Origin of the sequence: Streptomyces sp. NPDC007917, assembly GCF_042959105.1 — a bacterium.
Lineage (GTDB): Bacteria > Actinomycetota > Actinomycetes > Streptomycetales > Streptomycetaceae > Streptomyces.
In genome coordinates this window covers 125,843-149,498 of sequence record NZ_JBIBKK010000006.1, presented here as the reverse complement: position 1 = coordinate 149,498, position 23,656 = coordinate 125,843, and the positions used below count along the sequence as shown (strand labels likewise).

The 23,656-nt window shown below is 71.8% G+C and carries 22 protein-coding genes; 9 read left to right on the top strand and 13 right to left on the bottom strand.

Going from position 1 to position 23,656, the window contains the following annotated elements; genetic code table 11:
* The first annotated feature begins 97 nt into the window (after positions 1-97).
* Complete coding sequence (locus tag ACFZDL_RS13455) at positions 98-1,222, top strand: amidohydrolase family protein (RefSeq protein ID WP_353589185.1); 1,125 nt, start codon at positions 98-100, stop codon at positions 1,220-1,222.
* A 266-nt stretch (positions 1,223-1,488) separates the two neighbouring features.
* A complete protein-coding gene (locus ACFZDL_RS13450; RefSeq protein ID WP_353589183.1) occupies positions 1,489-3,039 on the top strand; it encodes an alpha-N-arabinofuranosidase in 1,551 nt (516 codons plus the stop codon).
* On the opposite strand, the gene ACFZDL_RS13445 is transcribed toward ACFZDL_RS13450, so the two are convergent.
* Both ACFZDL_RS13445 and ACFZDL_RS13440 read right to left on the bottom strand, forming a co-directional pair.
* Positions 3,023-3,655, bottom strand: a complete 633-nt coding sequence (locus ACFZDL_RS13445) for a DsbA family protein (protein ID WP_353589181.1) — start codon at positions 3,653-3,655, stop codon at positions 3,023-3,025. The two genes, ACFZDL_RS13450 and ACFZDL_RS13445, sit on opposite strands and share 17 nt — an antisense overlap.
* Before the next feature lie 21 nt (positions 3,656-3,676).
* Positions 3,677-4,384, bottom strand: a complete 708-nt coding sequence (locus ACFZDL_RS13440) for an SDR family oxidoreductase (protein ID WP_353589179.1) — start codon at positions 4,382-4,384, stop codon at positions 3,677-3,679.
* Positions 4,385-4,496: 112 nt separating this feature from the next.
* Between ACFZDL_RS13440 and ACFZDL_RS13435 the strand changes: the two genes are divergently transcribed.
* Positions 4,497-5,498, top strand: a complete 1,002-nt coding sequence (locus ACFZDL_RS13435) for a helix-turn-helix transcriptional regulator (protein ID WP_353589177.1) — start codon at positions 4,497-4,499, stop codon at positions 5,496-5,498.
* 58 nt (positions 5,499-5,556) lie between these two features.
* On the opposite strand, the gene ACFZDL_RS13430 is transcribed toward ACFZDL_RS13435, so the two are convergent.
* The 7 genes from ACFZDL_RS13430 to ACFZDL_RS13400 all read right to left on the bottom strand — a co-directional run bounded on the left by ACFZDL_RS13430 (position 5,557) and on the right by ACFZDL_RS13400 (position 12,822).
* Positions 5,557-6,999: a GntP family transporter gene (locus ACFZDL_RS13430; protein ID WP_353589175.1), complete on the bottom strand. Its 1,443-nt coding sequence runs from the start codon at positions 6,997-6,999 to the stop codon at positions 5,557-5,559.
* Positions 6,996-7,928 (bottom strand): NAD(P)-dependent oxidoreductase, encoded by a 933-nt coding sequence (locus tag ACFZDL_RS13425; RefSeq protein WP_353589173.1) that lies wholly within the window; start codon positions 7,926-7,928, stop codon positions 6,996-6,998. Before ACFZDL_RS13425 ends, ACFZDL_RS13430 begins: the two co-directional genes overlap by 4 nt.
* Positions 7,929-8,114: 186 nt before the next feature.
* Complete coding sequence (locus ACFZDL_RS13420; RefSeq protein ID WP_353589171.1) at positions 8,115-8,990, bottom strand: class II fructose-bisphosphate aldolase; 876 nt, start codon at positions 8,988-8,990, stop codon at positions 8,115-8,117.
* Positions 8,990-10,453: a four-carbon acid sugar kinase family protein gene (locus ACFZDL_RS13415; RefSeq protein WP_353589169.1), complete on the bottom strand. Its 1,464-nt coding sequence runs from the start codon at positions 10,451-10,453 to the stop codon at positions 8,990-8,992. The genes ACFZDL_RS13420 and ACFZDL_RS13415 overlap by 1 nt, the downstream gene beginning before the upstream one ends.
* Before the next feature lie 119 nt (positions 10,454-10,572).
* Complete coding sequence (locus ACFZDL_RS13410; RefSeq protein ID WP_353589167.1) at positions 10,573-11,289, bottom strand: FadR/GntR family transcriptional regulator; 717 nt, start codon at positions 11,287-11,289, stop codon at positions 10,573-10,575.
* Between the two features lie 167 nt (positions 11,290-11,456).
* Positions 11,457-12,239 carry an intradiol ring-cleavage dioxygenase gene (locus ACFZDL_RS13405; protein WP_353589165.1) on the bottom strand — a complete coding sequence of 261 codons (783 nt, stop codon included), beginning with the start codon at positions 12,237-12,239 and terminating at the stop codon, positions 11,457-11,459.
* Positions 12,240-12,408: 169 nt separating this feature from the next.
* Positions 12,409-12,822 carry a helix-turn-helix domain-containing protein gene (locus ACFZDL_RS13400; protein WP_353589163.1) on the bottom strand — a complete coding sequence of 138 codons (414 nt, stop codon included), beginning with the start codon at positions 12,820-12,822 and terminating at the stop codon, positions 12,409-12,411.
* Positions 12,823-12,922: 100 nt separating this feature from the next.
* Here ACFZDL_RS13400 and ACFZDL_RS13395 point away from each other — a divergent pair, with 100 nt between their 5' ends.
* From ACFZDL_RS13395 to ACFZDL_RS13380, 4 genes are all read left to right on the top strand, one after another.
* Positions 12,923-13,864, top strand: a complete 942-nt coding sequence (locus tag ACFZDL_RS13395; protein WP_353589161.1) for an NADP-dependent oxidoreductase — start codon at positions 12,923-12,925, stop codon at positions 13,862-13,864.
* Positions 13,865-14,222: 358 nt separating this feature from the next.
* On the top strand, positions 14,223-15,236 hold the full coding sequence (locus ACFZDL_RS13390; RefSeq protein ID WP_353589159.1) for a pectate lyase: 1,014 nt from the start codon (positions 14,223-14,225) through the stop codon (positions 15,234-15,236).
* A 105-nt stretch (positions 15,237-15,341) separates the two neighbouring features.
* Complete coding sequence (locus ACFZDL_RS13385) at positions 15,342-16,709, top strand: jacalin-like lectin (protein WP_353589157.1); 1,368 nt, start codon at positions 15,342-15,344, stop codon at positions 16,707-16,709.
* 33 nt (positions 16,710-16,742) lie between these two features.
* The gene (locus tag ACFZDL_RS13380; RefSeq protein ID WP_353589155.1) at positions 16,743-17,567 is read left to right on the top strand and encodes an EI24 domain-containing protein; all 825 of its coding nucleotides are present in this window, start codon (positions 16,743-16,745) and stop codon (positions 17,565-17,567) included.
* Positions 17,568-17,570: 3 nt separating this feature from the next.
* Here the strand turns inward: ACFZDL_RS13380 and ACFZDL_RS13375 are convergent, their stop codons facing one another.
* From ACFZDL_RS13375 to ACFZDL_RS13365, 3 genes are all read right to left on the bottom strand, one after another.
* Positions 17,571-17,861 (bottom strand): hypothetical protein, encoded by a 291-nt coding sequence (locus ACFZDL_RS13375; RefSeq protein ID WP_353589153.1) that lies wholly within the window; start codon positions 17,859-17,861, stop codon positions 17,571-17,573.
* 97 nt (positions 17,862-17,958) lie between these two features.
* Positions 17,959-18,228, bottom strand: coding sequence for a hypothetical protein (locus ACFZDL_RS13370; RefSeq protein ID WP_353589152.1), 270 nt, complete (start codon positions 18,226-18,228; stop codon positions 17,959-17,961).
* On the bottom strand, positions 18,225-18,386 hold the full coding sequence (locus ACFZDL_RS13365) for a hypothetical protein (RefSeq protein ID WP_353589150.1): 162 nt from the start codon (positions 18,384-18,386) through the stop codon (positions 18,225-18,227). Before ACFZDL_RS13365 ends, ACFZDL_RS13370 begins: the two co-directional genes overlap by 4 nt.
* 106 nt (positions 18,387-18,492) lie before the next feature.
* Between ACFZDL_RS13365 and ACFZDL_RS13360 the strand changes: the two genes are divergently transcribed.
* Together ACFZDL_RS13360 and ACFZDL_RS13355 are read left to right on the top strand one after the other, a co-directional pair.
* Entirely contained in the window at positions 18,493-19,329 is an 837-nt protein-coding gene (locus tag ACFZDL_RS13360) for a helix-turn-helix transcriptional regulator (RefSeq protein WP_353589148.1), read from the top strand.
* Positions 19,326-19,535 (top strand): DUF397 domain-containing protein, encoded by a 210-nt coding sequence (locus ACFZDL_RS13355; protein ID WP_353589146.1) that lies wholly within the window; start codon positions 19,326-19,328, stop codon positions 19,533-19,535. The genes ACFZDL_RS13360 and ACFZDL_RS13355 overlap by 4 nt, the downstream gene beginning before the upstream one ends.
* An 81-nt stretch (positions 19,536-19,616) precedes the next feature.
* Here ACFZDL_RS13355 and ACFZDL_RS13350 read toward each other — a convergent pair whose 3' ends face one another.
* Positions 19,617-23,621 carry a trypsin-like peptidase domain-containing protein gene (locus ACFZDL_RS13350; protein WP_353589144.1) on the bottom strand — a complete coding sequence of 1,335 codons (4,005 nt, stop codon included), beginning with the start codon at positions 23,619-23,621 and terminating at the stop codon, positions 19,617-19,619.
* Between the last annotated feature and the right edge of the window lie 35 nt (positions 23,622-23,656).

Genomic DNA, 23,656 nt, shown 5'->3' with positions numbered 1-23,656 from the left:
TGCCCCGATGCGTGGCCAGGGCCGGCCGGCGGAGGGTGGGCGTTGTCATGCCGGTCCGGGCCGCGACGCGGCCCCGTAGGACAAGGAGAGCCCGCCCATGGCCACGCTCAGGACTTCCCGCTCCACCGCCACCTCGTCGCCGTCCCTGACCCGCCGCCGCGCGCTGCGCGCGGCGGGCGCGGGGGCGGTGGCAGTCGGGGCCGGGCTCGCGTCGGCGCCCGGCGCCTCGGCCGACGCGAGGCGAGGGGGTGAGAGCGGGCCGCCGGGGGCCGGGCGGATCGATACGCACCACCACGCGTTACCCCCGGCCATGCGCCAGTGGGCCATCGACGCGGGGCTGCTTCCGCCCGAGGGCGGGCCGGACTGGGCGCGCTGGACCCTCCGCGAGACGCTGGAGGTGATGGACGCCAACCACATCGCGGCCGGTGTCGCCTCCGCCCCGGTGCCGTCGGTGGCCTTCCGCGACCGGGCGGTGGCGAAGGAGGGGGTCCGGGTGTTCAACGAGTCCCTGGCGGGGCTCGTCGCGGACCACCCGACCCGGTTCGGCTTCTTCGCAGGCGTCGCGATGGCGCACATCGACCTGGCGATCGAGCAGGCCGCGTACGCGCTGGACGAACTCGGGGCCGACGGCGTGATCATGATGACCAGCACGGGCGGCCGCTACCTCGGCGACTCCGCGTTCGACCCGCTCTTCGCCGAGCTCAATCGCCGCCGCGCCGTGGTCTTCGTCCATCCCCAGGGGCTGCCCGAGGGCGGCACCGAACTGCCGGGGGTGTCCGAGGCCATCGCGGACTTCCCGCTCGACACCACCCGGGCGGCGCTGAACCTCATCGCCACCGGCACCCTCGACCGCTACCCCGATCTGTCGGTCATCCTGTCCCACGCCGGGGGCTTCCTCCCGTACGTGACCGGGCGGGCCGTCTCCGCCGGCCGGCAGGGCGAGGGCCCCGCCCCGGAGGCGATCCGCCGGGCGCTGCGCCGCTTCTTCTACGACACCGCCCTGCCGCTGTCCCCGTACGCCACCCCGACCTTGCTGGCCGCCGCCGACCCGACCCGCGTCCTGTACGGGACCGACTGGCCGGCCAGGCCCGCCGGCGAAGTGCGCGCCATCACGGCGGACTTCGACCACGACCCCGCCCTCGACCCCCGCGCCCGCCGACGCATCAACCGCGACAACGCCCTCCGCCTCCTGCCCCGGCTCGCCGCCCGGCTGGGGCGCTGAGCGGCGAGCCGACTTCGCGGTGGATAGGGGACAGCGACACGCCGACACCATGGCGTGTCGCTGTCCCCAACTCACCGCAAACCAGCGCTGGGGGCCAGTGGCGGGTGGTTCAGCCGCCCGTCATCCGCGCTGTACGAGGCGTTGACGCGTGGGGAACGGAGATCTTACCGTCTCGTTCGAAGTTGCGATCGACATCCGATATCTCGGACGAGATCTCGGACAAGCGACCAAGCGACAGCGCGCCAGCGCAGGAGAGAGACGCCGCAATGCAGCCGACGCCACCCAGCAACCGCACCGCCGACGACACCCCCGCTTCCGCCCGTCCGGCCCGCTTCACCCTCGACCCCGCCTTCGCCGTGGGCGACGTCGACCCGCGCCTGTTCGGGTCGTTCGTGGAACACCTCGGCCGCTGCGTCTACACCGGCATCCACGAACCCGGACACCCCACCGCCGACGAGGCCGGTCTGCGCACCGACGTCCTGGAGCTGATCCGCGAGCTGGGGGTCACCGTCATCCGCTACCCGGGCGGCAACTTCGTCTCCGGCTACAAGTGGGAGGACAGCGTCGGCCCGGTCGACGAGCGGCCGCGCCGACTGGACCTGGCCTGGCGGTCGACCGAGACCAACCGGTTCGGGCTCGGCGAGTACATCGACTTCCTCCGCAAGGTCGACGGCGAGCCGATGATGGCGCTCAACCTCGGCACACGCGGTGTGGCCGAGGCGCTGGAGCTGCAGGAATACGCCAACCACCCGTCCGGCACCGCCCTGTCCGACCGCCGTGTCGCACACGGCGACAAGGACCCGTACGACATCCGGCTGTGGTGCCTGGGCAACGAGATGGACGGGCCCTGGCAGACCGGCCACAAGACGGCCGAGGAGTACGGGCGGCTGGCCGCCGAGACCGCCCGCGCGATGCGGCAGATCGACCCGGATGTGCAGCTGGTGGCCTGCGGCAGCTCCTCGCAGTCCATGCCGACCTTCGCCGCATGGGAGGCCACGGTCCTGCAGGAGGCCTACGACCTCGTCGACTACATCTCCCTGCACGCCTATTACGAAGAGCTCGACGGCGACCGCGACTCCTTCCTCGCCTCGGCCGTCGACATGGAGTCCTTCATCGAGAACGTGGTCGCCACCTGCGACCACGTGGGCGCCCGGCTGAAGTCCAAGAAGAAGATCAACCTCTCCTTCGACGAGTGGAACGTCTGGTACATCACCCGCTTCCACGGCGCCGAGCCGCCCAACTGGGACGAGGCCCCCCGGCTCCTGGAGGACAACTACTCCGTCACCGACGCCGTCGTCTTCGGCTCCCTGCTCATCGCGCTGCTGCGCCACGCCGACCGGGTGACCGTCGCCTGCCTCGCCCAGCTCGTCAACGTCATCGCGCCGATCATGACCGAGCCGGGCGGCCCGGCCTGGAAGCAGACCACGTTCTTCCCGTTCGCGCAGGCCTCCCGCCACGGGCGCGGGCGGGTCCTGCAGGTCAACGTCGACAGCCCCACGTACGAGACGGCCAAGTACGGCGAGGTGCCGCTGCTGCACGCCACCGCCGTCGCGGACGAGGAGAGCGGCGCGGTCACCGTCTTCGCCGTCAACCGCGCCCAGACGGACCCGCTGCCGCTGGAGGTGGACCTGCGCGGCCTGTCCGTGGCCCGGATCGTCGAGCACAGCGTCCTCGCCGACGCCGACCCCGAGGCCCGCAACACCCTGGCCGAGCCGGAGCGCGTCACCCCGCACGCCGCGACCGGCACGACCCTGGAGGGCGGGGTGCTGCGGGCCACACTGGAGCCGATGTCCTGGAACGTCATCCGGCTGGGGTGAACGCGGTCAGCGCCGCGCGATAGGCCTCCTCCGGCTGCGCGCCTTCGAGGACGGTCCCGCCCTCGAAGGCGACGTACGGCACGGCCTCGACATCGACGCCGAGCGCGCGCACGCGGTCGAGTTCGGCGCGCAGCGCGGCCGTGCCGCTGGTGTCGGCCGTTTCGTCCGCCACCCCGGTCTCGACGGCCAGCCGGGCCAGGGTGGCGCGGTCGGAGATCAGCAGCCCGTCGGTGAAGTACGCCCGGAACAGCCGCTCCGCCATCCGCTCGCCGAGCCCCTGCGCGGACGCGCGGGCGACCAGCCGGTGAGCCTCGAAGGTGTTGGTGAACAGGGCGCGTTCGAAGTGGAGCTCCAGGCCGTCCGCCACGCCGAAGGAGGTGTCCGACGCGACCTGTCGTACGAACGCCTCGCCACGGGTCCGCCGCCAGACCTCGAACAGCGGCTCACCGGCGGACGGCGCGTCCGGCTCGGCCTGGAAGGGGCGGATGACCATGTCGACCTCGCCGCCGTCGGCGCGGTGGCGGCGGACGGCCCGGGTGAGGCGGGTGAAGCCGAGGTGGCAACGGACACAGGCGAGGTCCAGGGTGATCTCAACACGGCGTACTTGCATGGTCATTGTCGGTCCTTTCGGGGGTGGTCACCAGGGGAGCGGGCCGGCGGCCGAGAAGTAGCCGCCGGTGGGGCCGTCGGGCGCGACGGTGGCCATCCGCACGATGATCTCGGCGCCCTCGGCGACCGTCCGGTGTCCGGCGTGGCCGTTGAAGTCGGTCGCGGTCAGGCCGGGGTCGACGGCGTTGATCCTGAAGTGCGGGAGGGCGTGGGCGTACTGCACGGTGACCATGTTCAGCGCGGCCTTGGAGGAGCCGTACGACAGCGCCGGGAGCCACACGGGCACGGACGAGGCGTGGGCGGGCGGGTCGGCGGCGACGGCCAGCGACCCCAGCCCGCTGCTGACGTTCACGACGACGGGCGACTCGCCCGCCTCCAGCAGCGGCAGAAAGGCATGGGTGACCCGTACGGCGCCGAAGACATTGGTGTCGTAGACCGTCAGCAGCTCGTCGGCCGTGGCCTCGGCGGCGGAGGTCGCGGGGCCGCTGATGCCGGCGTTGTTGACCAGCACGTCGAGGCGGCCCGCCTCCTCCTGGACGACCTTCGCGGCCGCCCGTACGGAATCCTCACTGGTCACGTCGAGCCGCAGCGCCCGCGCCCCGACCCGCCGCGCGGCCTCCTCGCCACGCCGGGCGTCCCGCGCCCCGAGATAGACGGTGTGCCCGGCCTCGGCCAGCTGCCGGGCGGTCTCCAGGCCGAGCCCTCTGGTGGCACCGGTGATGAGTGTCGTTCGCATGCCGCCAGCGTCGGCGCCGGGCGAGGAAACAGGGAGTACAAGGCTCTTCCTGGTAAAAGCGATACCAGGCTGGGCGCGGGACGCCCGCCGCCCCCGGCCGGATACTGAACCGATGAGTGGTACGGGGAGCCGAGACGGGAACAACGGACGCCCGGGCGGGAACGACGCGGGCGGTGGGGGTGTCAGGGCGAACTCGGCCGGCGGGGGTGTCAGGGACCACGCGGCCGATGGGGGTGTCGGGGCCGACGCGGCCGGCGACCTCGCGGGCGCGCTGCGCCGCTGGCGCGACCGGCTCGACCCCGCGACCGTCGGCCTGCCGGCCGGCCGCGTACGCCGCGCCCCGGGGCTGCGGCGCCAGGAACTGGCCCAGCTCGCGGGGATGTCCGTCGACTACGTCATCCGTCTCGAACAGGGCCGCGCGACCTCCCCCTCCCCCCAGATCCTCACCGCCCTCGCCCGGGCCCTGCGGCTGTCGGAACCGGAACGCCGCCACTTGTTCCTGCTCGCGGGCCGCCCCGCGCCCACCACCGACCGCATCCCGTCCCACCTCACCCCCGGTGTCCAGCGCATGCTCGACCAGATGCGGGCCACCCCGGTCGGGGTGTACGACGCGGCGTGGACCCTGATCGCCTGGAACCAGCTGTACGCCGCGCTGCACGGCGACCCCTCCGGGCACTCGGAGCGCGAGCGCAACGTCCTGTGGCGCCACTTCACCGGCCGCCCCGACCGCGTGACCCACACCCCCGAACAACAGGCCCGCTTCGAGGCCGCAACCGTCGCCGACCTGCGCTCCGCCACCGCCCGCCACCCCGCCGACCGGAGCCTGCGCACCCTCGTCGCCGACCTGCGCCGCGCCAGCGACCGCTTCGCCCGGTTGTGGGACTCCCACGCGGTGGGCACCCACACCATGGACACCAAGACCGTCCACCACCCCGACGTCGGCCCGCTCGTCCTCGACTGCGACGTCCTCAACGCCCCCGGCAGCGACCTCCACGTCGTCATCCACACCGCCGCGCCGGGCACGGACGCGGCGGACAAGCTGAGTTTGCTCGCGGTGATCGGCACGCAGACGATGGCGGAACCCGGTAGTGGGGCCTTTGGACGCCGTCAGTGAGACGGGTGTGCCTGGCCCCAGGGGCCAGGCACACCCATCCCTCTCGCTGCCGTACTCGCTACACGACCAGCCAGAGCAGGCTCGTCAGCAGGAAGCCCGCCACGCCCATCACCGTCGTCAGGACGGTCCAGGTGCGCAGGCCGTCGCCGACATCGAGGCCGACCAGGCGGGTGAACATCCAGTAGCCCGCGTCGTTGATGTGCGAGACCGACAGGCCGCCCGCGCCCATCGCCAGGCAGACCAGGGCCAGTTGCTGCGGGGACAGGTCGGTGCGCTGGAGCAGCGGGGTGATCAGGCCGGCCGTGGTGACCAGGGCGACCGTGGTGGAGCCCTGCACCGCGCGCAGCAGCATCGTCATCGCGAAGGCCAGGGCCAGCAGCGGCAGCCCCGTACGGTCCAGGACGTCGGCCACGGCGTCGCCGATGCCGGTCTTCACCAGCACCTTGCCGAAGACACCGCCCGCGCCCGCCACCAGGATCACCATGGCCACGCCCGGCAGCGCCGAGCCCATGACCTCGGAGATACGGGCGCTCGACCAGCCGCGCCGGGCGCCCAGGAAGTACGCGGCGAGCGCCGCCGCGACGAGCAGCGCGACCATCGGGGCGCCCAGGACGGTGAGGACGGCGCGGAGGGTGGAGCCGTCGGGGAGGAAGTTGGTGCCGATGGTGCCCAGGAGGATCAGGGCGATCGGGGTGACGATCAAGGACACCACCATGCCGAAGGACGGCGGGTTCTCCGCGCCCTCGACCCCGGTCTTCGGCGCGGGCTCGCTCCCGGACCCGGACCCGTGCCCGGACCCGTGCCCGGACCCGGGCCCGTGCTCGGACCCGGCCTCGGAGTCGTCCCCTTCGCCGAACACCTTCGCGTACACATCGGCCGTCATCGGGTACTCACGGCGCGTCATCCGCTTGGCGAGCAGATAGCCCAGCAGGATCACGACCGCCGTCACCGGGATGCCGAAGAGCAGCACCCAGCCCTGGTCGGCGCCGATCGTCGTGGCCGCCGCCACCGCGCCGGGGTGGGGCGGCAGGAAGGCGTGCACCGTGAGCATCGCCGCGCCCATGGGCAGGGCGTACACCAGCAGCGGCTTGCGCGACGCGCGGGCCACGCCGTACGCGATCGGCATCAGGATGATCAGGCCGACCTCGAAGAACACCGGGATGCCGAGCAGAAACCCGGCCGCGGTGAGCGCGAGCGGGGTGCGCTTCTCCCCGAAGCGGTCCATGAGCGAGTGCGCCAAGGACGCGGCGCCGCCGGACAGTTCGATGATCCGGCCGATCATCGCGCCGAGGGCGATGATCGTGGCTATGTGGCCGAGCGTCGAGCCCATGCCCTCTTCGATGGTGGCCACCAGCTCCGCGGCCGGGACACCCGCCGTGAGCGCGACACCGATCGACACCACGACCAGGGCGACGAAGGGCTGGATCTTCGCCTTGATGATCATGAGCAGCAGGAGGGCCACGCCCACCGCCGCCACCAGCAGAAGCGCGCCGTGGCTCATCGGCCCTCTCCTCTCGGGGACAGGACGGTCACGATGGAGGAGTCGTCGCGGGCCGCGAGCCCGGCCCGCTCGCCCAGCAGGTACAGCTGCTCGGCCGCCGAGGCCAGCGGCACCGGCACATGCGCGTCCTTCGCGATGCCGGTCACGATGCCCATGTCCTTGACGAAGATGTCGAGGCGGGAGCGGACCTCGACGGAGTCCGCCTCGTCGCCGTACGCCTGCGCCATGCGCGGCCCGCGGTCGGCGAACATGAACGAGCCCGCCGCGCCCTGGCTCAGGCTGTCGATCACGGTCTGCGGGTCGAGGCCGAGGCCGCGCGCGAGGGCCACGGCCTCCGCGGCGGCGGCGATGTGCACACCCGCGAGCAGCTGGTTGATGGCCTTGAGCGCCTGGCCGTCGCCGGGCTTGTCGCCGATGACCGTCAGGGTGGAGGCGAGCCGGTCCAGCACCGGGCGGGCCACCTCCAGGGCGGCCGGCTCCGCGCCGACCACGATCAGCAGATCGCCGTTCCCGGCGCGGGTCGGGCCGCCGCTGACCGGCGCGTCCACGAGCCGTACGTCCTTGCCCCGCTCGGCGAGCGCGGCGGCGGTCGACCGGGCCGCTTCCGGGCCGACGGTGCTGGTGAGCACCACCACGGTCCCGGCCTTCAGCGTCTCGGCGGCGCCCGCCTCGCCGAACAGCGCGCCGTCGACCTGGGCCTGGTCGCGTACGGCCAGCACGACGACATCGGCGTCGCGGACCGCGTCGGCCGGGGTGGCGGCCCCGGTGGCACCGTGCTCGACGGCGAGCGCGCGGCGCTCGGCCGCGATGTCGAACACGGCCACCGGGAACGCCCCGGCCAGCCGCCGCGCCATGGGCAGCCCCATGGCGCCCAAGCCGATGACGGCGGTTCGGGGTGTGGATGCTGCTGGGGAAGCGGATGTGGACATGCGGGTTCCTTGGGAGGGAGGGGGAGGGGACGAGAAAAAGGGCATGAGAGGGCACAGCGGGGCTGTCGCCGCCGGCGCGGACACCCGCGCCCAGCGGTGACCGGGGGGAGGGAGATCCGTGAGGAGGGAGCGCCCGGGCCGGCGCGGGTCGCGCCCGGCCCGAGCTACGTTGCGGAGGGGGCGGGGTTACGTCGGCTGCGTCGTCGAGGGGGCCGGCGCGGGTCCCGACAGCTTCTGCGTGATCCGGAGCGCGGTCGCGGCGACCGCGTCCCGCCCCGCGGCCCACGTCGACACCACGTCCGAGCCGGGCAGCGCGCCGGGCAGCGCGGAGGCCACCGACTCCAGGTACGCCCGCCGCAGCTCCGCGTTCACGTTCACCTTCGCCACGCCGCGCCGTACCGCCCCGAGCAGCTGCTCCTCGGGGAGCCCGCTCGCGCCGTGCAGGACGAGGGGCACCGGGACGGCTGCGCGGATGCGCGCCAGGCGGTCCAGATCGAGCCGTACCGGCTCGGCCGTGAAGCCGTGGACGTTCCCGACCGCGACCGCCAGCGCGTCCACACCCGTCGCGGCCACGAACTCCGCTGCCTGCTCCGGATCGGTCATGGAGCCGCCGGCCGCGCGGGCGTCGGTCGACACGTCCTCGTCGCCCGCCAGCGCGCCCAGTTCGGCCTCGACCCACACGCCCGCGGCGTGGGCCCGCTCGACGGCCTTGCGGGTGAGCGCCACGTTCTCCGCGAAGGGGAGGTGCGAGCCGTCGACCATGACGGAGCTGTAGCCCGCCTCGACGCAGGCCGTGATCTCCTCCAGGTCCCGGCTGTGGTCCAGGTGCACACCGAGCGGGGCGTCCGAGCGCCGGGCGGCGTCGAGCGCGAGGGCCATCAGGGCCTCGCGGCCCGCGTGTTTGAAGGCGCTCGACCCGGCCTGGAGCAGCACCGGCCGGCCGGCGGCCTCGGCCGCGGCGACGATGCCCTGGACGGTCTCGAGGTTGTAGGCGACGAAGCCCGGTATCGCCCGGCCCTCGCGGGCGGCGTCGGTCAGGGCGTCGGTTCCACGCAGCAGCATCATCGGCTCCGGAGCAGGTCGATCGCGTCGGCGAGGGCGTTGTCGTCGCCGACGTTGCCGGCGAAGACGATGTACGGGATGCCGACGCTCGGGCCGGACTCGGGCTCCCACAGCGAGACGATGCCGGGGAGCAGCGTGCCGCGCGCCCAGGCCCGGCGGATCTCCAGGCCCTCGGTCGCGATGTCGCTGGAGGTGATGCCGCCCTTGGCGACGACGAACGCGGGCCGCCGCTCGGCGGTGATCGCCCGTACGGTCTCGACCAGCGCGGCGGACACATTGCGGGCGATGGCGAGCGAGTCGTCCGCGTCGGCGCCGGTGACGACGGCGCGGGTGGTGCGCACCACGACCTCGCTCTCCTCCAGCGCCCGGGCGCAGGCCTTCGCCACTTCGGCGATGTGCGCGGCGCGGCGCGCTTCGTCGAGCAGGGCGTGGACGTCGAGCTCGAACTCGGCGATGCCGCCGCGCTCGCGCAGCCGCTCCAGCTGGCGGGTGGTCAGCCCGACGTGCGAGCCGACGGCGATCAGGCCGTGGCCCGCCGGGGCGGCCTGCGCTCCTGGCTCCGCCGGGGCGGGTGCCGAGGCCACCGCGCGAGGCGTTCCCCGCCCGGCCCGGAGCTCCTGTGCCGTCAGCGGGGCGCGGGCGGCCTGGCCCGCGCGGGCCCGGACGAAGGAGGGGCCGCAGCGGTACAGCAGGCGGGCGCCGGCGGCCTCCGCCGTGGCCGAGGCGAGGGCGAGGACGCGCAGATCGTCGTCGGTCAGGGCGTCCGCGACGGCCGTCCGGCCCCCGCGCAGCGAGCCCAGCAGCCCGGCCACGTGCTCGGGGCCGCGCACCCGCAGGTCCTCCAGGGTGATGCGCACGACGTCGGCCGCGGCCACCCGGCCGCCGGTCTTCTCCTCGACCCACTCCGGGAGGCGGGAGTTGGCGTAGCCGAACGTGGCGTCGCGCGCGAACTCGCTCTGCCCGACCGGCAGCATCCCCTCGGCCGTACGCATCCAGTGGACCGAGTCGGCGGTGAGCCGCCCGGCCTCGATGTACGCGGGGACGAGGACGACACCGTCCACGGGCACCTCGTCGGCCAGGACGTCCGTCTCCAGCGGGAAGTGTCCGCGCAGCGTGGAGTCGCCGCGGCTGGCCAGTACATAGCCGATGCCCTCGGCGGCGGAGGCCTGTGCCAGGGCGCGGACCACCTCGCGGTTGCGGGCGGCGGCCGCGGCCGGGGCGAGGCTGCGGGTGTTGGTGAGCACGAAGAAGGCCGCGCTGTCCTGGCGCAGCGCCCACCGCAGGTCCTCGACCGTCCAGGTGGTGAGGACGGGCACGTCGGCGACGGTCTGTGTGCCGGTCGGGTCGTCGTCGAGCACCACCAGGCGGCGGTCCGCGGCGAGGGCGGCGGTCACCTCGGCGGGGGTCACCTCGCGGGGCGGGGGCAGCTCGTGCGCCTCGGGGAAGTGGAGGGTCTGGGACATGGGTGGATCTTCTTTCGTGCGGTGTCCGGGCAGGCCGGGGCCGTGGTGCGGCGCCCTGCGGTGTGGCGGCCGGGGCGGGCCCGGGGAGTGGCGCCCTGCGGTGTGGCGGGCTCGGGGGCTCAGGCGTCGTCCTGCGCCTTGGCGACCTGTATGACGTGCGTACGCAGATCGTCCGTGGTCTGCGCCATGTGGTCGTCCATCGCGCGCCGGGCCTTCTCGGGATCCGCCGCGCGCAGCGCCTCGAGGACGGCCTCGTGGTGCTGGATGGCGTTCGTACGGATCTGGGGCACGGCCGAGGTCTGCCGACGGCCCTCGACGAGCAGCCTGCCGAAGGGTTCGAAGAGCAGGGGCACGAAGGCGTTGCCGGAGGCCCGCATCACCACGTCGTGGAAGGCGATGTCCGCCTCGACGAACTGCTCGGTGTCCCCGGCCCGCGCGGCGGCCCGCATCTCCTCCAGCAGCTCGTCGAGTTGCGCCAGGTCGTCCTCCGAGCGCCGGTCGGCGGCCAGCTGGGCGGCCCCGACCTCGATCATCCGCCGCGCCTCGATCAGCTTCTCGGAGACCGCACCGCCCGTCCGGGGCCCGGCGGCCGCGGCGCGGATCATCGGTTCGAGCGCGGTCCACTGGTCGGGCGTGTTGACGTAGGTGCCGCGGCCGCGGTGGATGCGGACGATGTTCTGCGACCGCAGAACCTTGATCGCCTCGCGGAGCGTCAGCCGGCTGGCCTCGTGCTGCTCGGCCAGCACGGCCTCCGGGGGGAGCGCGGTGCCGGGCGGGTAGTGGCCGTCGATGATCGCGGACAGCAGTCGCTCGGCGATGTCGTCGGACAGCGGCATTGCTGTCGACCTCCTTGCCGTGTGCATCAGACATCAGACATCTGATGTCCCAGTGAAGGTAGGCAGGGTTCCGGACGCCGTCAACCCCCTGCGGCGAAAAAGACGGCCCCCGCCGGGCCGTGGGTGGCGCGCCGGGCGGGGGCCGGAAGGCGGGAGAGCGGGGCCGGTCAGGCGTCGGGGTCCACGCCGACCGTGAGGGTGCCCTTGTAGCCGGCCGAGGGCGAGGAGCCCAGTGCCGTCAGGGTCAGCAGGCCGGAGGACGCCCCGCCGCCGTCGTAGATGCCGTCGGCCTCGAGGGTGGTGCGGGGAACGGTGTTGGTGGAGTACGGGGAGAGCTTCGCGACCGCCTTGGTGACGGTCTCGGAGAAGAAGAGTTGGCCGGTGTGGATCTCGTTGCCACCGGTGAACGAGCCGTCGGAGGTGAGCGTGACGTCGGTGTGCACCTTGAGGTGGACGTGGACGCAGCGGCCCCGGTACCAGCCGGGGTAGATGCCGGTGAGCTTGGCGATGCCGTCGGTGCCGGTGAGCACGCCGCCGCGGAGGAACTTGCCGTTGTCCGGCTCCTGGTGGCCGTTGTTGCCGACGAAGCCGGAGTACTCGCCGAGCGCGTCGCAGTACCAGATCTCCACGAGCGCCTTGTTCAGCGGCGCGCAGGTGGCGTTGTCGACGACGGTGAGGGCGAGTTGGAGCGGGATTCCGGGCTTGCCCTCCGAGACGTCGGAGCGGACGAGCGCGTGTTCGAGGTAGTAGGGGCCTTCGGTGAGCTCCTTGGTGAGGGTGCAGACGGCGGCCGCCGCGGGGGCGAGCCGGGGGGATGAGGCCTGGGGTTCGGCTTCGGCTTCGGCGCGGCCGGCGGTCGCGGCGGCCGCGCCCAGTCCGACGGCCGCGGCGGCGGCGCTACCGGCGATCAGTACTCTGCGGCGCCCGATGGGGGCTTGGGATTCTGTCATGAGCACGCAAAGTAGAAGGGCTTTCTGTGCGACCGCTGTGGGTTCGGCAAAGTCTCCGCGCGTCAACAGGTCTTTAACGCCAACTCCTTGTGGCGTGAGTGATGCGATTGCCGGGCGGCGATATCGCGGAGGCCGGACGCAGGCTTGGCTGCTGCCGAATCGGAGGCGATCAGGCCGTGACGGGCTGTACCTCCTGGGCGGCCCGCGCGTCGTAGGCGTCGCGGGCGTCCAGGACGGAATTGATGTTCTCCTCCGACCAGGCGCGGATCGCGTGCATCAGCGCGGTGACGCTCTCGCCCAGCCCGGTGGCCGCGTATTCGACCTTGGGCGGAATGGTCGGGTAGACCGTGCGAGTGACCAGGCCGTCCCGCTCCAGGGTGCGCAGGGTCTGGGTGAGCATCTTCTGGGTGATGCCGTCCAGCCGGCGCCGCAGCTCGCCAAAGCGCATCGGGCCGCCGGAGAGTGCACCCATGACCAGCATGGTCCACTTGTTGGCGAGTACGTCCAGGATCTGGCGCGAGGGACAGGCAGCCAGATAGGCATCCGCGCCGCCATAGAAGCGCAGGTCGTCAGTAGTACCCATGAGGTACCTATATACCTTTGAAGTGCCTTCTGTTCAACGGTTACCGACCCGCCGAGGATAGGGACATCCCAAGCGACCTTCCGAACAGGAGTGCATGACGATGCGTGCGATCACCCAGAAGACATTCGGTGGCCCCGAGGTACTGGAGCTCGTCGACGACGCCCCCAAGCCGGCCCCCGGACCGACGCAGGTGCTGGTCCGGGTCAGGGCGACCAGTGTCAACCCCGTGGAACTGTTCGTCCGCTCCGGCGCCTTCCCGTTGCTGGGCGAGCCGCCTTTCGTCCTGGGCTGGGACATCTCCGGGGTGGTCGAGCAGGTCGATCCGGGTGTGCACCGGTTCCAGGCCGGCGACGAGGTCTACGGGATGCCGTACTTCCCGGCCGCGGCCGGGGCGAACGCCGAGTACCTGGTCGCCCCCGCGCGGCAGCTGGCTCGCAAGCCCGCGGGGATCAGCCACGAGGAGGCCGCGGCGCTGCCACTGGTCGGCCTGACTGCCTGGCACGCACTGGTGGAGATCGCGCAGCTGCGGCCGGGGCAACGGGTACTGATCCACGGCGCGGGCGGCGGGCTCGGCCACGTCGCGGTTCAGCTGGCCAAGCACCTCGGCGCGGAGGTGGTGGGCACGGCGAGCGCGGGCAAGCACGACTTCCTGCGCGGGTTGGGTGCGGACCAGCTGGTCGACTACCGGACCCAGGACTACTCCGAGGTGCTCCGGGACGCGCCGGTGGACGTGGTGTTGGAGACGCTGGGCGGCGGGAACGCCGAGCGTTCCTTCGGCGTGCTGCGGCAGGGCGGCGTGCTGGTGACGGCGGTGGAGCGGACCAGCACCACCCTGCCGGAGCTGGCGGAGCAGTCCGGTGTACGCTTCGCGGCGGTCGGCGTGGAGCCGGACCCGGCCGGCCTGGAGGCGCTGAGCGAGCTGGTCGAGGCGGGAAGGCTGCGGATGCACCTGCAGCAGGTCTTCCCACTGGAGAAGCTGGCCGAGGCGCACGAGATGCTGGCTGCCGGCGGCGTGCAGGGCAAGCTTGCGATCACGGTCTGAACGGATCGCGTGCGGCGTCATCGGGCTGCGGCGTCCTCGGGAGGGCAGGCGGTGCAGACACCTCAGGGCCCCAAGACCATCCCCTGGCTCCTTTCGGACTTACCAGGAGACGTTGACGGTGATGCAAGGGCGTTGACATCAATACAAGCGCTTACTAGCTTCGTTCCCGGTAGCTGCCCTCTGCTGTCGCGGACTGACCACCCGCTCGGCGGCAGAGTCGAACACGTCAGAGAACACGTCAGAGCCGCACCTTTGGCGATCTCCACCGGCCCTAGTGACCAGCGTGCTTGCCGCTCTTCAGCAAGCGCTTGCCTCCCCTCCCGTGTGGAGATCTTCTCGGAATGAGAGGACTCCCCCCATGTCAGAACAGCGCACTATCCTCCGTCGGCGCCAGCTGACCGCCCTCGCCGCGGGTGTCGTGGCCGCGCTCACCCTCGGCACCGTCTCGGCCGTCTCCGCCCACGGCGCGCCGTCCGGCGATACGGCCGACACCGCCATCACGGCCGAGAACTCGCCGATCGGCTTCGGCGCGGGCACCACCGGCGGCGGCAACGCCTCCGCCACCACCGTCACCACCCTGGCCGCCTTCAAGAGCGCCGTCGCGAGCGACAGCGCGAAGGTCGTCAAGGTGTCCGGCCTCATCTCGCTGTCCGGGCAGGTGGACATCGGGTCCAACACCACCGTGCTGGGCGTGGGTTCGTCGTCCGGGTTCACCGGAGGCGGGCTGCGGCTGAAGGGCAAGACCAACGTCGTCATCCGCAACCTGAACATCAGCAAGCCGGTCGCCCCCGCGGACGGGATCACCGTCCAGAAGTCCACCAAGGTGTGGATCGACCACAACACCTTCTCGGCCGACCGGAACCACGACAAGGACTACTACGACGGCCTGTTGGACATCACGCACGCGTCCGACAACGTCACGGTGTCCTGGAACAAGTTCGCCGACCACTTCAAGGGCAGCCTGGTCGGACACAGCGACAACAACGCCAGCGAGGACACCGGTCACCTGAAGGTGACGTACCACCACAACTGGTTCTCCAACGTGTACTCGCGGATTCCGAGCCTGCGGTTCGGCACCGGGCACTTCTACGACAACTATGTGCAGGGCGCGGAAACCGCCGCGCACCCCAGGATGGGCGCGCAGATGCTCGTCGAGAACAACGTGTTCCGTGACACCAAGGTCGCGGTGACCACCAACCGCGACAGCGACGTGGACGGATACGCGGTGGTGCGCGGCAACGACCTCGGTGGCGCCGCCACCGAGATCTCCCAGGTCGGCAGCTTCACCAACCCGCCGTACTCGTACACCGCCGAGCCCGCGTCGTCGGTCGTCGGGACGGTGACCGGGCAGGCCGGGGCGGGCAAGATCTGACCACCACCTGAGCACCACCTGAGCACCCCCACACCCGTACCGCCCCACCGGAGCCGGCTCCGGTGGGGCGGTACTCCCCGCAGCCCTCCCAGGAGAGGAACGCACATGAGACGGGCCACACGGCTGGGAATCGCACTGACGGCGGCGCTCGCCGCGGCCACGGCAGCCCTGGGCGGCGGCACACCGGCCGCGGCCGCGGACACCCCCACCGCCGCCGCGAACGTCCCCACCGCCGCCCCCGACAGCGGCTCGTTCAACGTCCTCACGTACAACGTGGCCGGACTGCCCGAGGGGCTGTCCTCCAGCCACCCCGAGAAGAACACCCCGCTCATCTCCCCGCGCCTGGGCGCGTACGACCTCGTCAACGTCCAGGAGGACTTCAACTACCACGCCGCGCTGTACGCCGGCGACGACCACCCGTACCGCACCCCGACCAGCGGCGGAGTCCCCTTCGGCGACGGCCTCAACACCCTCTCCGACCTGCCGTACGACGATTTCGAGCGGGTGAAGTGGGCCAGGTGCAACGGCACCGACTGCCTCACCCCCAAGGGCTTCACCCTCGCCCGCGCCCGCCTGGCCGAAGGCGTCCACGTCGACCTGTACAACGTCCACACCAACGCGGGCACCACAGCCGCCGACCTCGCCGCCCGCCGCGCCAACATCACCCAGCTCTCCGACTTCATCGCCGCCAACTCCGCCGGCAACGCCGTCATCGTGATGGGCGACACCAACACCCGCTACACCCGCGCCGAGGACAACATCCGCGACCTCACCGGCCGCAACGGCCTCACCGACGCCTGGGTCCAGCTCGTCCGCGGCGGCTCCGCCCCGCCCGCCGGCTCCGACGCCCTGGTCTGCGACCCGGACCACGTCACCAACACCTGCGAGGTCGTCGACAAGGTCCTCTACCGCTCCGGCCCGCTGCTCACCCTCACCGCCACCCGGTACAACAACGAACACCAAGACTTCCTCGATGCCGCCGGAGAACCGCTGTCCGACCACTACCCGCACACCGTCGACTTCTCCTGGAAGCTCCCGCAGGGCCTGCGCGCCAGCGACCAGTTCGGCGGCCCCGGCGGCGCGGCCTTCAACGACGCCGACGACCTCCCCGCCACCCCCGCCGCGCCCCGCACCCTCACCCTGCGCGGCGCCTCCCGCCTCGACGCGGTGTCCCTGAGCCTCGACGGCGGAACGGCCCTCACCCACGGCGGCCCCGGCGGCACCCCCGCCTCCCTCACCCTCGCCCCCGGCGAACACCTCACCTCGGTCACCCTCACCCGGGGCACCAAGGACGGCCGCACCCGCCTCTTCTCCGCCACCTTCACAACTGACACGGGACGCCGCCTCGCCGCCGGAACGCCGACCACCGACGCCGTGACGTACACCGCGCCCGATGGCTGGCAGATCACCGGCTTCACGGGGCGTGCGGGGGACGAGATGGACAAGCTGGGAGTCGTGTACACGCGTAAGTAAAGGATTCACCGGGTCCAAGTAAGCTACGGCCCCATGCGTGATCTTGCGGCCGGGTTCGGCTATCTGGTGAAGGGGCAGCGCTGGGTGGCCCGGCACGGACGGTGGTGGGGGTTCGGGATGATTCCCGCCCTCATCACCCTCGTCGGGTACGCGGCGGCGCTCGTCGCCCTGTTCTTCTGGACCGACGACATCATCGACTGGGCCACCCCCTTCGCCGACGGCTGGCCCTCGCCCTGGCTCGACGTCTTCCGGGGCGCGCTCGCCGTCCTCTTCGCGGGCGTCTGCCTCTTCCTCGCCATCCTCACCTTCACCGCGGTCACGCTGCTCGTCGGCCAGCCCTTCTACGAATCCCTCTCCGAACAGGTCGACATCTCGGAGTCCGGCACCGCCCCCGAGTCCGGCCTGCCGCTGTGGCGCGAGCTGTGGATCGGCCTGCGCGAGGCGATCGCGCTGGTCATACGCGTCGCGCTGTGGGGCGTGCTGTTCTTCGCGCTGGGCTTCGTACCGGTGATCGGCCAGACCGTGATCCCGGTGCTCGCCTTCTGCGTCACGGGCTTCTTCCTGACCGAGGAACTTACGTCGATCGCACTGCTGCGGCGCGGCGTGCTCCTCAAGGAGCGGCGTCGGCTGCTGAAGGGGCGCCGCATGTTCACCCTCGGCTTCGGCGTCCCGCTGGCGCTGGCCTTTCTCCTGCCGCTGGTGGCGGTGTTCCTGATGCCGGGCGCGGTGGCGGGGGCGACGCTGTTCACGCGCGACCTGATGGGGGAGGAGACGCGCGAGGACGATGATGAGGACGGGGACGACGACCGTTCGCAGCCGGGCTCCCCTGCGGCGCCTTACTCCGGGGCCCAGCCGTAGCGGCTACGGGGTGAAGCGAACCGTCACGTTCGCCCAGCCGTCCGGACTCGCGTACCGCCATTCGCCGACTTCATCAGCCGACAGCATCGCCTCGGAGTACAGGGCTGCGACGAGGAGTTTCCAGGGCTCGTCTCGCTCGGCGGTTTCGTCGTGGGCCTGGTCCCGTAACGATGTGGAGGCCGCTTTGAAGACGGCGGTGCGGATATCGACATACCGCGTGCGGTCGGCCCTTCCTGTGGTGATGCCGGACGTGCTGATGAACGTCCATTCGGCGTGCCAGGGGCCATCTGCCATGGGGGCTCACTCCGGCGAAGTGCTCTGCGTCATGACTTTGTAGTGAGTATGAGACGACGACACGCCGACGCCATGGCGTGTCGTCGTCTCATACTCACTACAAAAGGCGATCTTGGCCGGTCCCGGCCATGCCTCGTTGGCGCTGGGCGTGAAGCTTGGCGATGGCGCGTAGCTGCCGCCGCTCGTACGCGGTGGCCGGTCGCACCGAGGCACAGTGCGATCGCCATGTGAGGCCGGTGGGGCGGGTGAGGCAGACCATCGGGCCGTCGAAGTCGGCGATGGTCGCGGGCATGTCGTAGTGCCGGTCGTAGACCACCATGCCGACCGCGAGACTGGGCAGGATGCTGGTCCAGTGCGCGCGGGTCACTTCGCCCCCCGCGCCAGATGCTGAGCGATCTGTTCGCCCAGGGTCACCGACTGCTGCCGCAGTTCCTCCAGGGTCGGCCGGTCGTCGCCGCGCTGCTGCCCCTGCTGTTCGTACTGTTCGTCGGCCTGTCCTGGCGGGTTTACGGTTTCGCCAGCCATCGGCCGCTCCTCTCCGTAGTGCTTCCGCTACCAAGTGCGTTCAGCGTGGCCTATGGTGGAGACCCGTTCAACGTGTCGGAGAGGAACGGAAGGTAGCAAACGGCCCATGAACAAGAACGAGTTGAACCCGGACGCCTCTCCTGCGGCGGCCTACGGGGCGCGTTTACGCAGCCTGCGGGAGGCTCGTGGCTGGACTCAGGAGATCCTTGCCGAACGTACGGAATACTCCAGTGTGCATATTTCGGCCGTCGAAAATGGTCGGAAGCCTCCAACCCTCCGTTTCTCGCGCAGCGTGGACGTGGCGTTCGGTATCGCGGGCACGCCAGAGTCGTTCGAGCGCGAGTACCGCGAGATCAAACACGGCGGTCTGTTGGAGGGCTTCCCGGAGTACGTTGGGTTCGAGGGCCGGGCAGTCGAGATCCGGCTGTTTCAGATCGGGCTGATCCCCGGCCTATTGCAGACCCCTGAGTACGCGCGGGCGGTCGCGGATGGTGACGTGCAGCGCGGGGCCATCCCGCCCGAACAAGCTGAGGAGCGCGTGTCCTTCCTCGTGGAGAGGCAAGCCGCGCTGGTGCGTCCCCGGCCCCCCATGGTGCTTGTAGTGATGGATGAGAGCTGTCTTCGTCATGAGGTCGGCCATGCCGGGGTCATGGAGGGTCAGCTACGGCGACTGGTCGAAGTCGCCTCTCTCCCCAACTGGGTACTGCAAGTGTCGCCCTTTGCGATAGGAGCGCGGCGATCGTTCAACCTGCCGGTCAACCTCCTTACTCTGGCCGACCGATCCGTGATGGCGTACACCGAGTCACAGGCACGGGGGCACTTGGAGCGCGAAACCACCGCTGTCGTACCCATGCTGACGGCATACCATCAGTTGCAGGCCGAAGCACTGTCGCAGGCGGAATCCGTGGCCATGATTGAGCAGGTACGAAAGGGCATCTCGTGACGACCGAATCCCCCCGCTGGTTCAAGTCCTCCTACAGCAGCAACGGCGGCGACTGCGTCGAGGTCGCCGCCAACTTCGTCGCCTCGCGCGGCATAGTCCCCGTTCGTGACAGCAAGGAGCCGCACGGCCCGGCGCTCGTCTTCGAGTCGTCCGCCTGGTCGTCGTTCGTCGCCGCCGTCAAGGGCGGGGAGTTCCCCGCCGCCTGACCACGAAGCAACGCGAACTCCCTCCTGGCCCTGCGCTGCGAAACCGTCGCGTGGGACAGGAGGGACCGACCGTACGTCGGCCTACCCTTCGTCCACGCCTTCGGTGGGCTGATCGAGCAGGGCGGCCAGCCACCGGGCCTCCCCGCGGAGGTACGGGGAGTCGGGATCCGGGAGGGAGGCGTGGACGGCCCGCAGCGCGGCGAGATCCTCCGGCGTGAGGGGCAGGCCCAGCGAGCGCAGCCGGTCCACGGCCTCCCTGACCGCGTACAGGTCGAGGAGTTCGTCCTGGACGGCGCGCGCCGCCAGCGCCTTCCGGTACGCGGCGGCCGCTCCGGCTATATCGCCGCGTCGCTCCAAGATGCCGCCGATCCGCGCGAACTCGAAGTCGAGCCTGGCACGGGCGGACCACCGTTGGACCAGATCGTCCAGAGCCTCCCGCTCGCCGGACCGCTCCAGCATGTGGGCCAGTTTCTCCGTCTCGCGCGCGGGCAGGTGCGGTGAGGCGGCGACTTCGAGGAGCAGGGCCCGTCCCTCCTCGGGCCGGATGGCGGACAACAGCCGCAGAAGCTGGGAGAGACTCCAGGTCCGTTGGGCGTTGGGGGCGCCGATGAACGTGCGCACCAGCGTGAGCGTGAACCGTGTGGCGTCGTCCTCGGCCCCCGCGCCGGCGAGGAGCCGCGCGATCTCCTGGCGGTTCTCCGGCGGGGTCGGCCGCCGCGACACTTCGACGAGCGCTTCCACCGCGGCCGTGTGGAACTCCCCGTTGAGCAGACCCTTGATCGCGCTCAGCGCGAGCCGGGTGCTGGTGTCGGGGTGATTGGCGATGGCCAGCAGGACGTCCGGACCTCGCGGGTCACCGACCTCCACGAGGTACTTGGCGACCTCCACCGCCTCATCCAAGGGCATGGGATACGCGAACCGGGCGTCGACCGCGTTCCGGACCGCCTCGCCATGGCCTTCGCGGTACAGCGTGCGGGCGACTTCGGCCCACCCGTATTCGTGCAGTGGAGGTGATGTGCCGTCCTCGCCGGGAGGGCGCGCGAGCACGGCAAGGGCGGGTTCCGGCTCGCCCACACGCGCCAGCACCGTGTACGGGGTGGTGCCCAATTCCTCGAGGAGGAGGGGCGTGGCGAGCATCCGCCGGGCGAGCGCCGCAGCCGCCTGGTCCTGTCCGGCGGACAGGTATGCCTCGGCGGCGGCGCTCAGGACCTCGACGATGTCCCTGAGGCTGTCGCCGAGCCGGTACTTCCGCTCGCCCCACCTGAAGGGCCGGCCATCCGTCGGCGGACCCTCAACCGCCGTGAAGAGGGCATCGACCAGGGAGTCCACCACGTCGTACGCGCCCGCTCGGATCAGCAGCCGCATGTCCTCCCGGGTCGGCACTCTGCCCCTGTGGGGCGACAGGTCGAGCAGGCGCAGCAGTGAGGCGGTGTCGCCCAGCGCGAGGGCGCACTCGCCGAGGAGGACGCGCCCCAGCTCGTCGTCCGGCGGCAGTGACACATCGGCGAGTACCCGTCTCACGGGCCCGTGGATCCGGCTGCCGAGGGCCAGCAGGTGGTACGCCGCAGCGATCCGTCCTTCGCTGACCGGAACGCCCCAGATCCCCGAGTCGTCCGGCAGGGTGTAGATCACGTGCTCGCGCTCCCGTGATGCCAGCAGACGCTCGGCCTTCGGCAGGGCGGCCTCGAAACCGAAGATGCGCCCGAGGGCTGTCACGGCCCCCGCTCGGATGCCGGTCTCCAACAGCTCGTCGTCCGCCATGGACAACAGCGCCTGATGGGCGACGTCGCGCGAGGGCTGGGCGGCCAGCAGAGTGCAGAATTCCTGCGCGTGCCAGGCGGAGTTGGCCCTTTCCAGGAGCCGGTTCAAAACGGAGCCGGTGAGGGCGTCGGACACCCGCACGCCCTCCGCGAGGAGCCGGCCTGCCAGCGCCGCGTGGTCGTCCGGAACGCTGCTGTCCTCGCCGATGAGGCTGCCCCAGTACTTGCCGAGCAGGTCGTACTCGTCACTGCCCCGCAGCAGCCACTCCACCAGCCCCTCCGCCTCGGCCGCGCCCGCCCGCCCCGCCCAACACGCGATGGCCAGCACCCCGAAGTCCCGCCGCTCGCCCCGCAACGCGTCCCGGACCAACTCGTCCCGCAGCGGCTCCGCCCCCGGCCAGTCGGCGGGCAGCCGACCCGCAGTGTCGTGGGCGGCCAGGTACTCCGCGAAGCTGCGGTGAGCCCAGTGCAGCTCGCCCGAGCCCCGCTCGTACAACAACAACCCGGTGCCGCTCAGCAGACCGGTGACGACCTCGCGCCAGCCGTGCACAAAGTCCGTGGGTTCGTCGGCCTGCTGGACGATCCATCGCAGCGCCTCGTCCAGCAGTGGCGCGTCAGCTGTCAGCGTGTTGTGGGCGAGCGCGGTGAGCAGCGGGACACGCGCGCCGTACAGCCACTCCGCGAGCCGCCGTGAGCCGCCCGCCTGAGCCACGGCACGCAGCAGCCCGGCCCGCCGTGCTTCCTCCCCTGGACGACCGCTGAGCAGATAGGGGACGCACTCCTGGTAGAGGCCGGGGCGCCCGGTCGGAAGCCTGGCCTCCGGGGCGCGGCGGAAGAGGGACAGGCTGATGGCCGCGAGCAGGGGCGTACGGACCAGTTGCCGCAGCCCGCTGCGCTCGACCTCTCGCAGGAAGCCCTCGGCCCGCTCGGCGTCCCCGTCCAGCCAGCGGCGGGCCAGCTCGCGGAGCTGGGCGTCGTCGAAGGGGGTCAGCGCGTACGAGGCGAGGCCCGCGTCCCGTAGCGGGGCCAGTTCGTGCGGGGGCAGGAAGCGGGTCGTGACGACCCAGCGGTACGGGCCGGACGCGCGGGCCGCGTTGGTCGCGACGATGTCGATCACGCGCCGCCGCGCCGCCGTGTCCACGATCTCGTCCAGGCCGTCGACCAGGAGCAGCCAGCCCGTGTCGGCCGGCTCGAAGAGGTCGCGGGGGAGTTCGGTCCTCAAGTGGCCCCCGAGCCGCCGGTGCACGGACTCGCGCAGCAGGGTGGGCAGCGGGGCGCCGCCGGTCAGGTCGACGGCGGGGACGCGTACGGCGTGCTCCCTGGCCCCGGCCCCGGGCACGTCCGCGCTGCCCCGCGCCACCTGTTGGGTGAACGTCGACTTGCCCGCGCCCGCCTCGCCCTCGATCAGTACGTGCCGGTGCCGGTCCAGGATCTCTTCGGCAGGGATGGGCTCGGGGGCCGCCGCCTCGGTGTGTTCCACCACCCGCTGGTGGACGTAGACCCGTTCCAGACCGGGAGCGTCGGCGTCGAGGAAGCGGTAGGGCTGGACGTCGGAGTCCGTGCGCTCGGCGCTCAGCAGGGCCCGTAGCGACTCCTCCCGCCGCGCCGCGCGCCCGGCAGGCACGCGGACCTCCCGCAACCCCTCCCGCCGTGCGGGAAAGCCGGTGAACAGGGCGAGTTGGGCCGCCTCCGTCTCGCTCAGCGCGTCGTGCCAGCGGTCCACGCGTGAGGCCGTGAGCCGCCCCAGGCCCTCGGAGGCATGGTGCTCGATGACGACGCCGATGAGATGGCCCTCGCTCCACACGGCCGCGCCCGACATCGCCTGCCAGGGGGATACCTCGGGGTCGGGGTCCGGGGCGGGGGCGTCGACCCGGATGGAGAGGGTCTTCTGGCGGGTGTTGGACCAGGGAGAGATGGTGCCCTGCTGGTGGTGGGCGTCCCGGAAACGTGAGCCCGATCCGGGTGCGTCCTCGCGGAGTTTGAAGCGCGGGAAACCCATCGTCGAGCAGGGGAGTTCGCCGTCGGCGGCCATGACCCGGCCGAAGGTGACGGGGGTGACGGGCGGCGGGTCGGGGGCGTCCACCAGGGACACCACCGCCACGTCGATGTCCGGGGCCGCGAACACGACAACGCCGTCCGCGCTCCACGCCCCGGGCTGGTCGGCCCTGAAGCGCAGGCGGACGGCGGTGGCCTCATGCACCACATGCGCGGCGGTCAGCACCGTACGACCGGTGACCAGGTACCCCGATCCGCGCTCACCCGGCCGCAGGCCGCCACCGCGCTTGACGATGATCTCCGCGACCCGGTCGGGGTCCAGACCCGGCATGCGATCTCCCTCCCGCCCCGCACTCTAAGGCCATC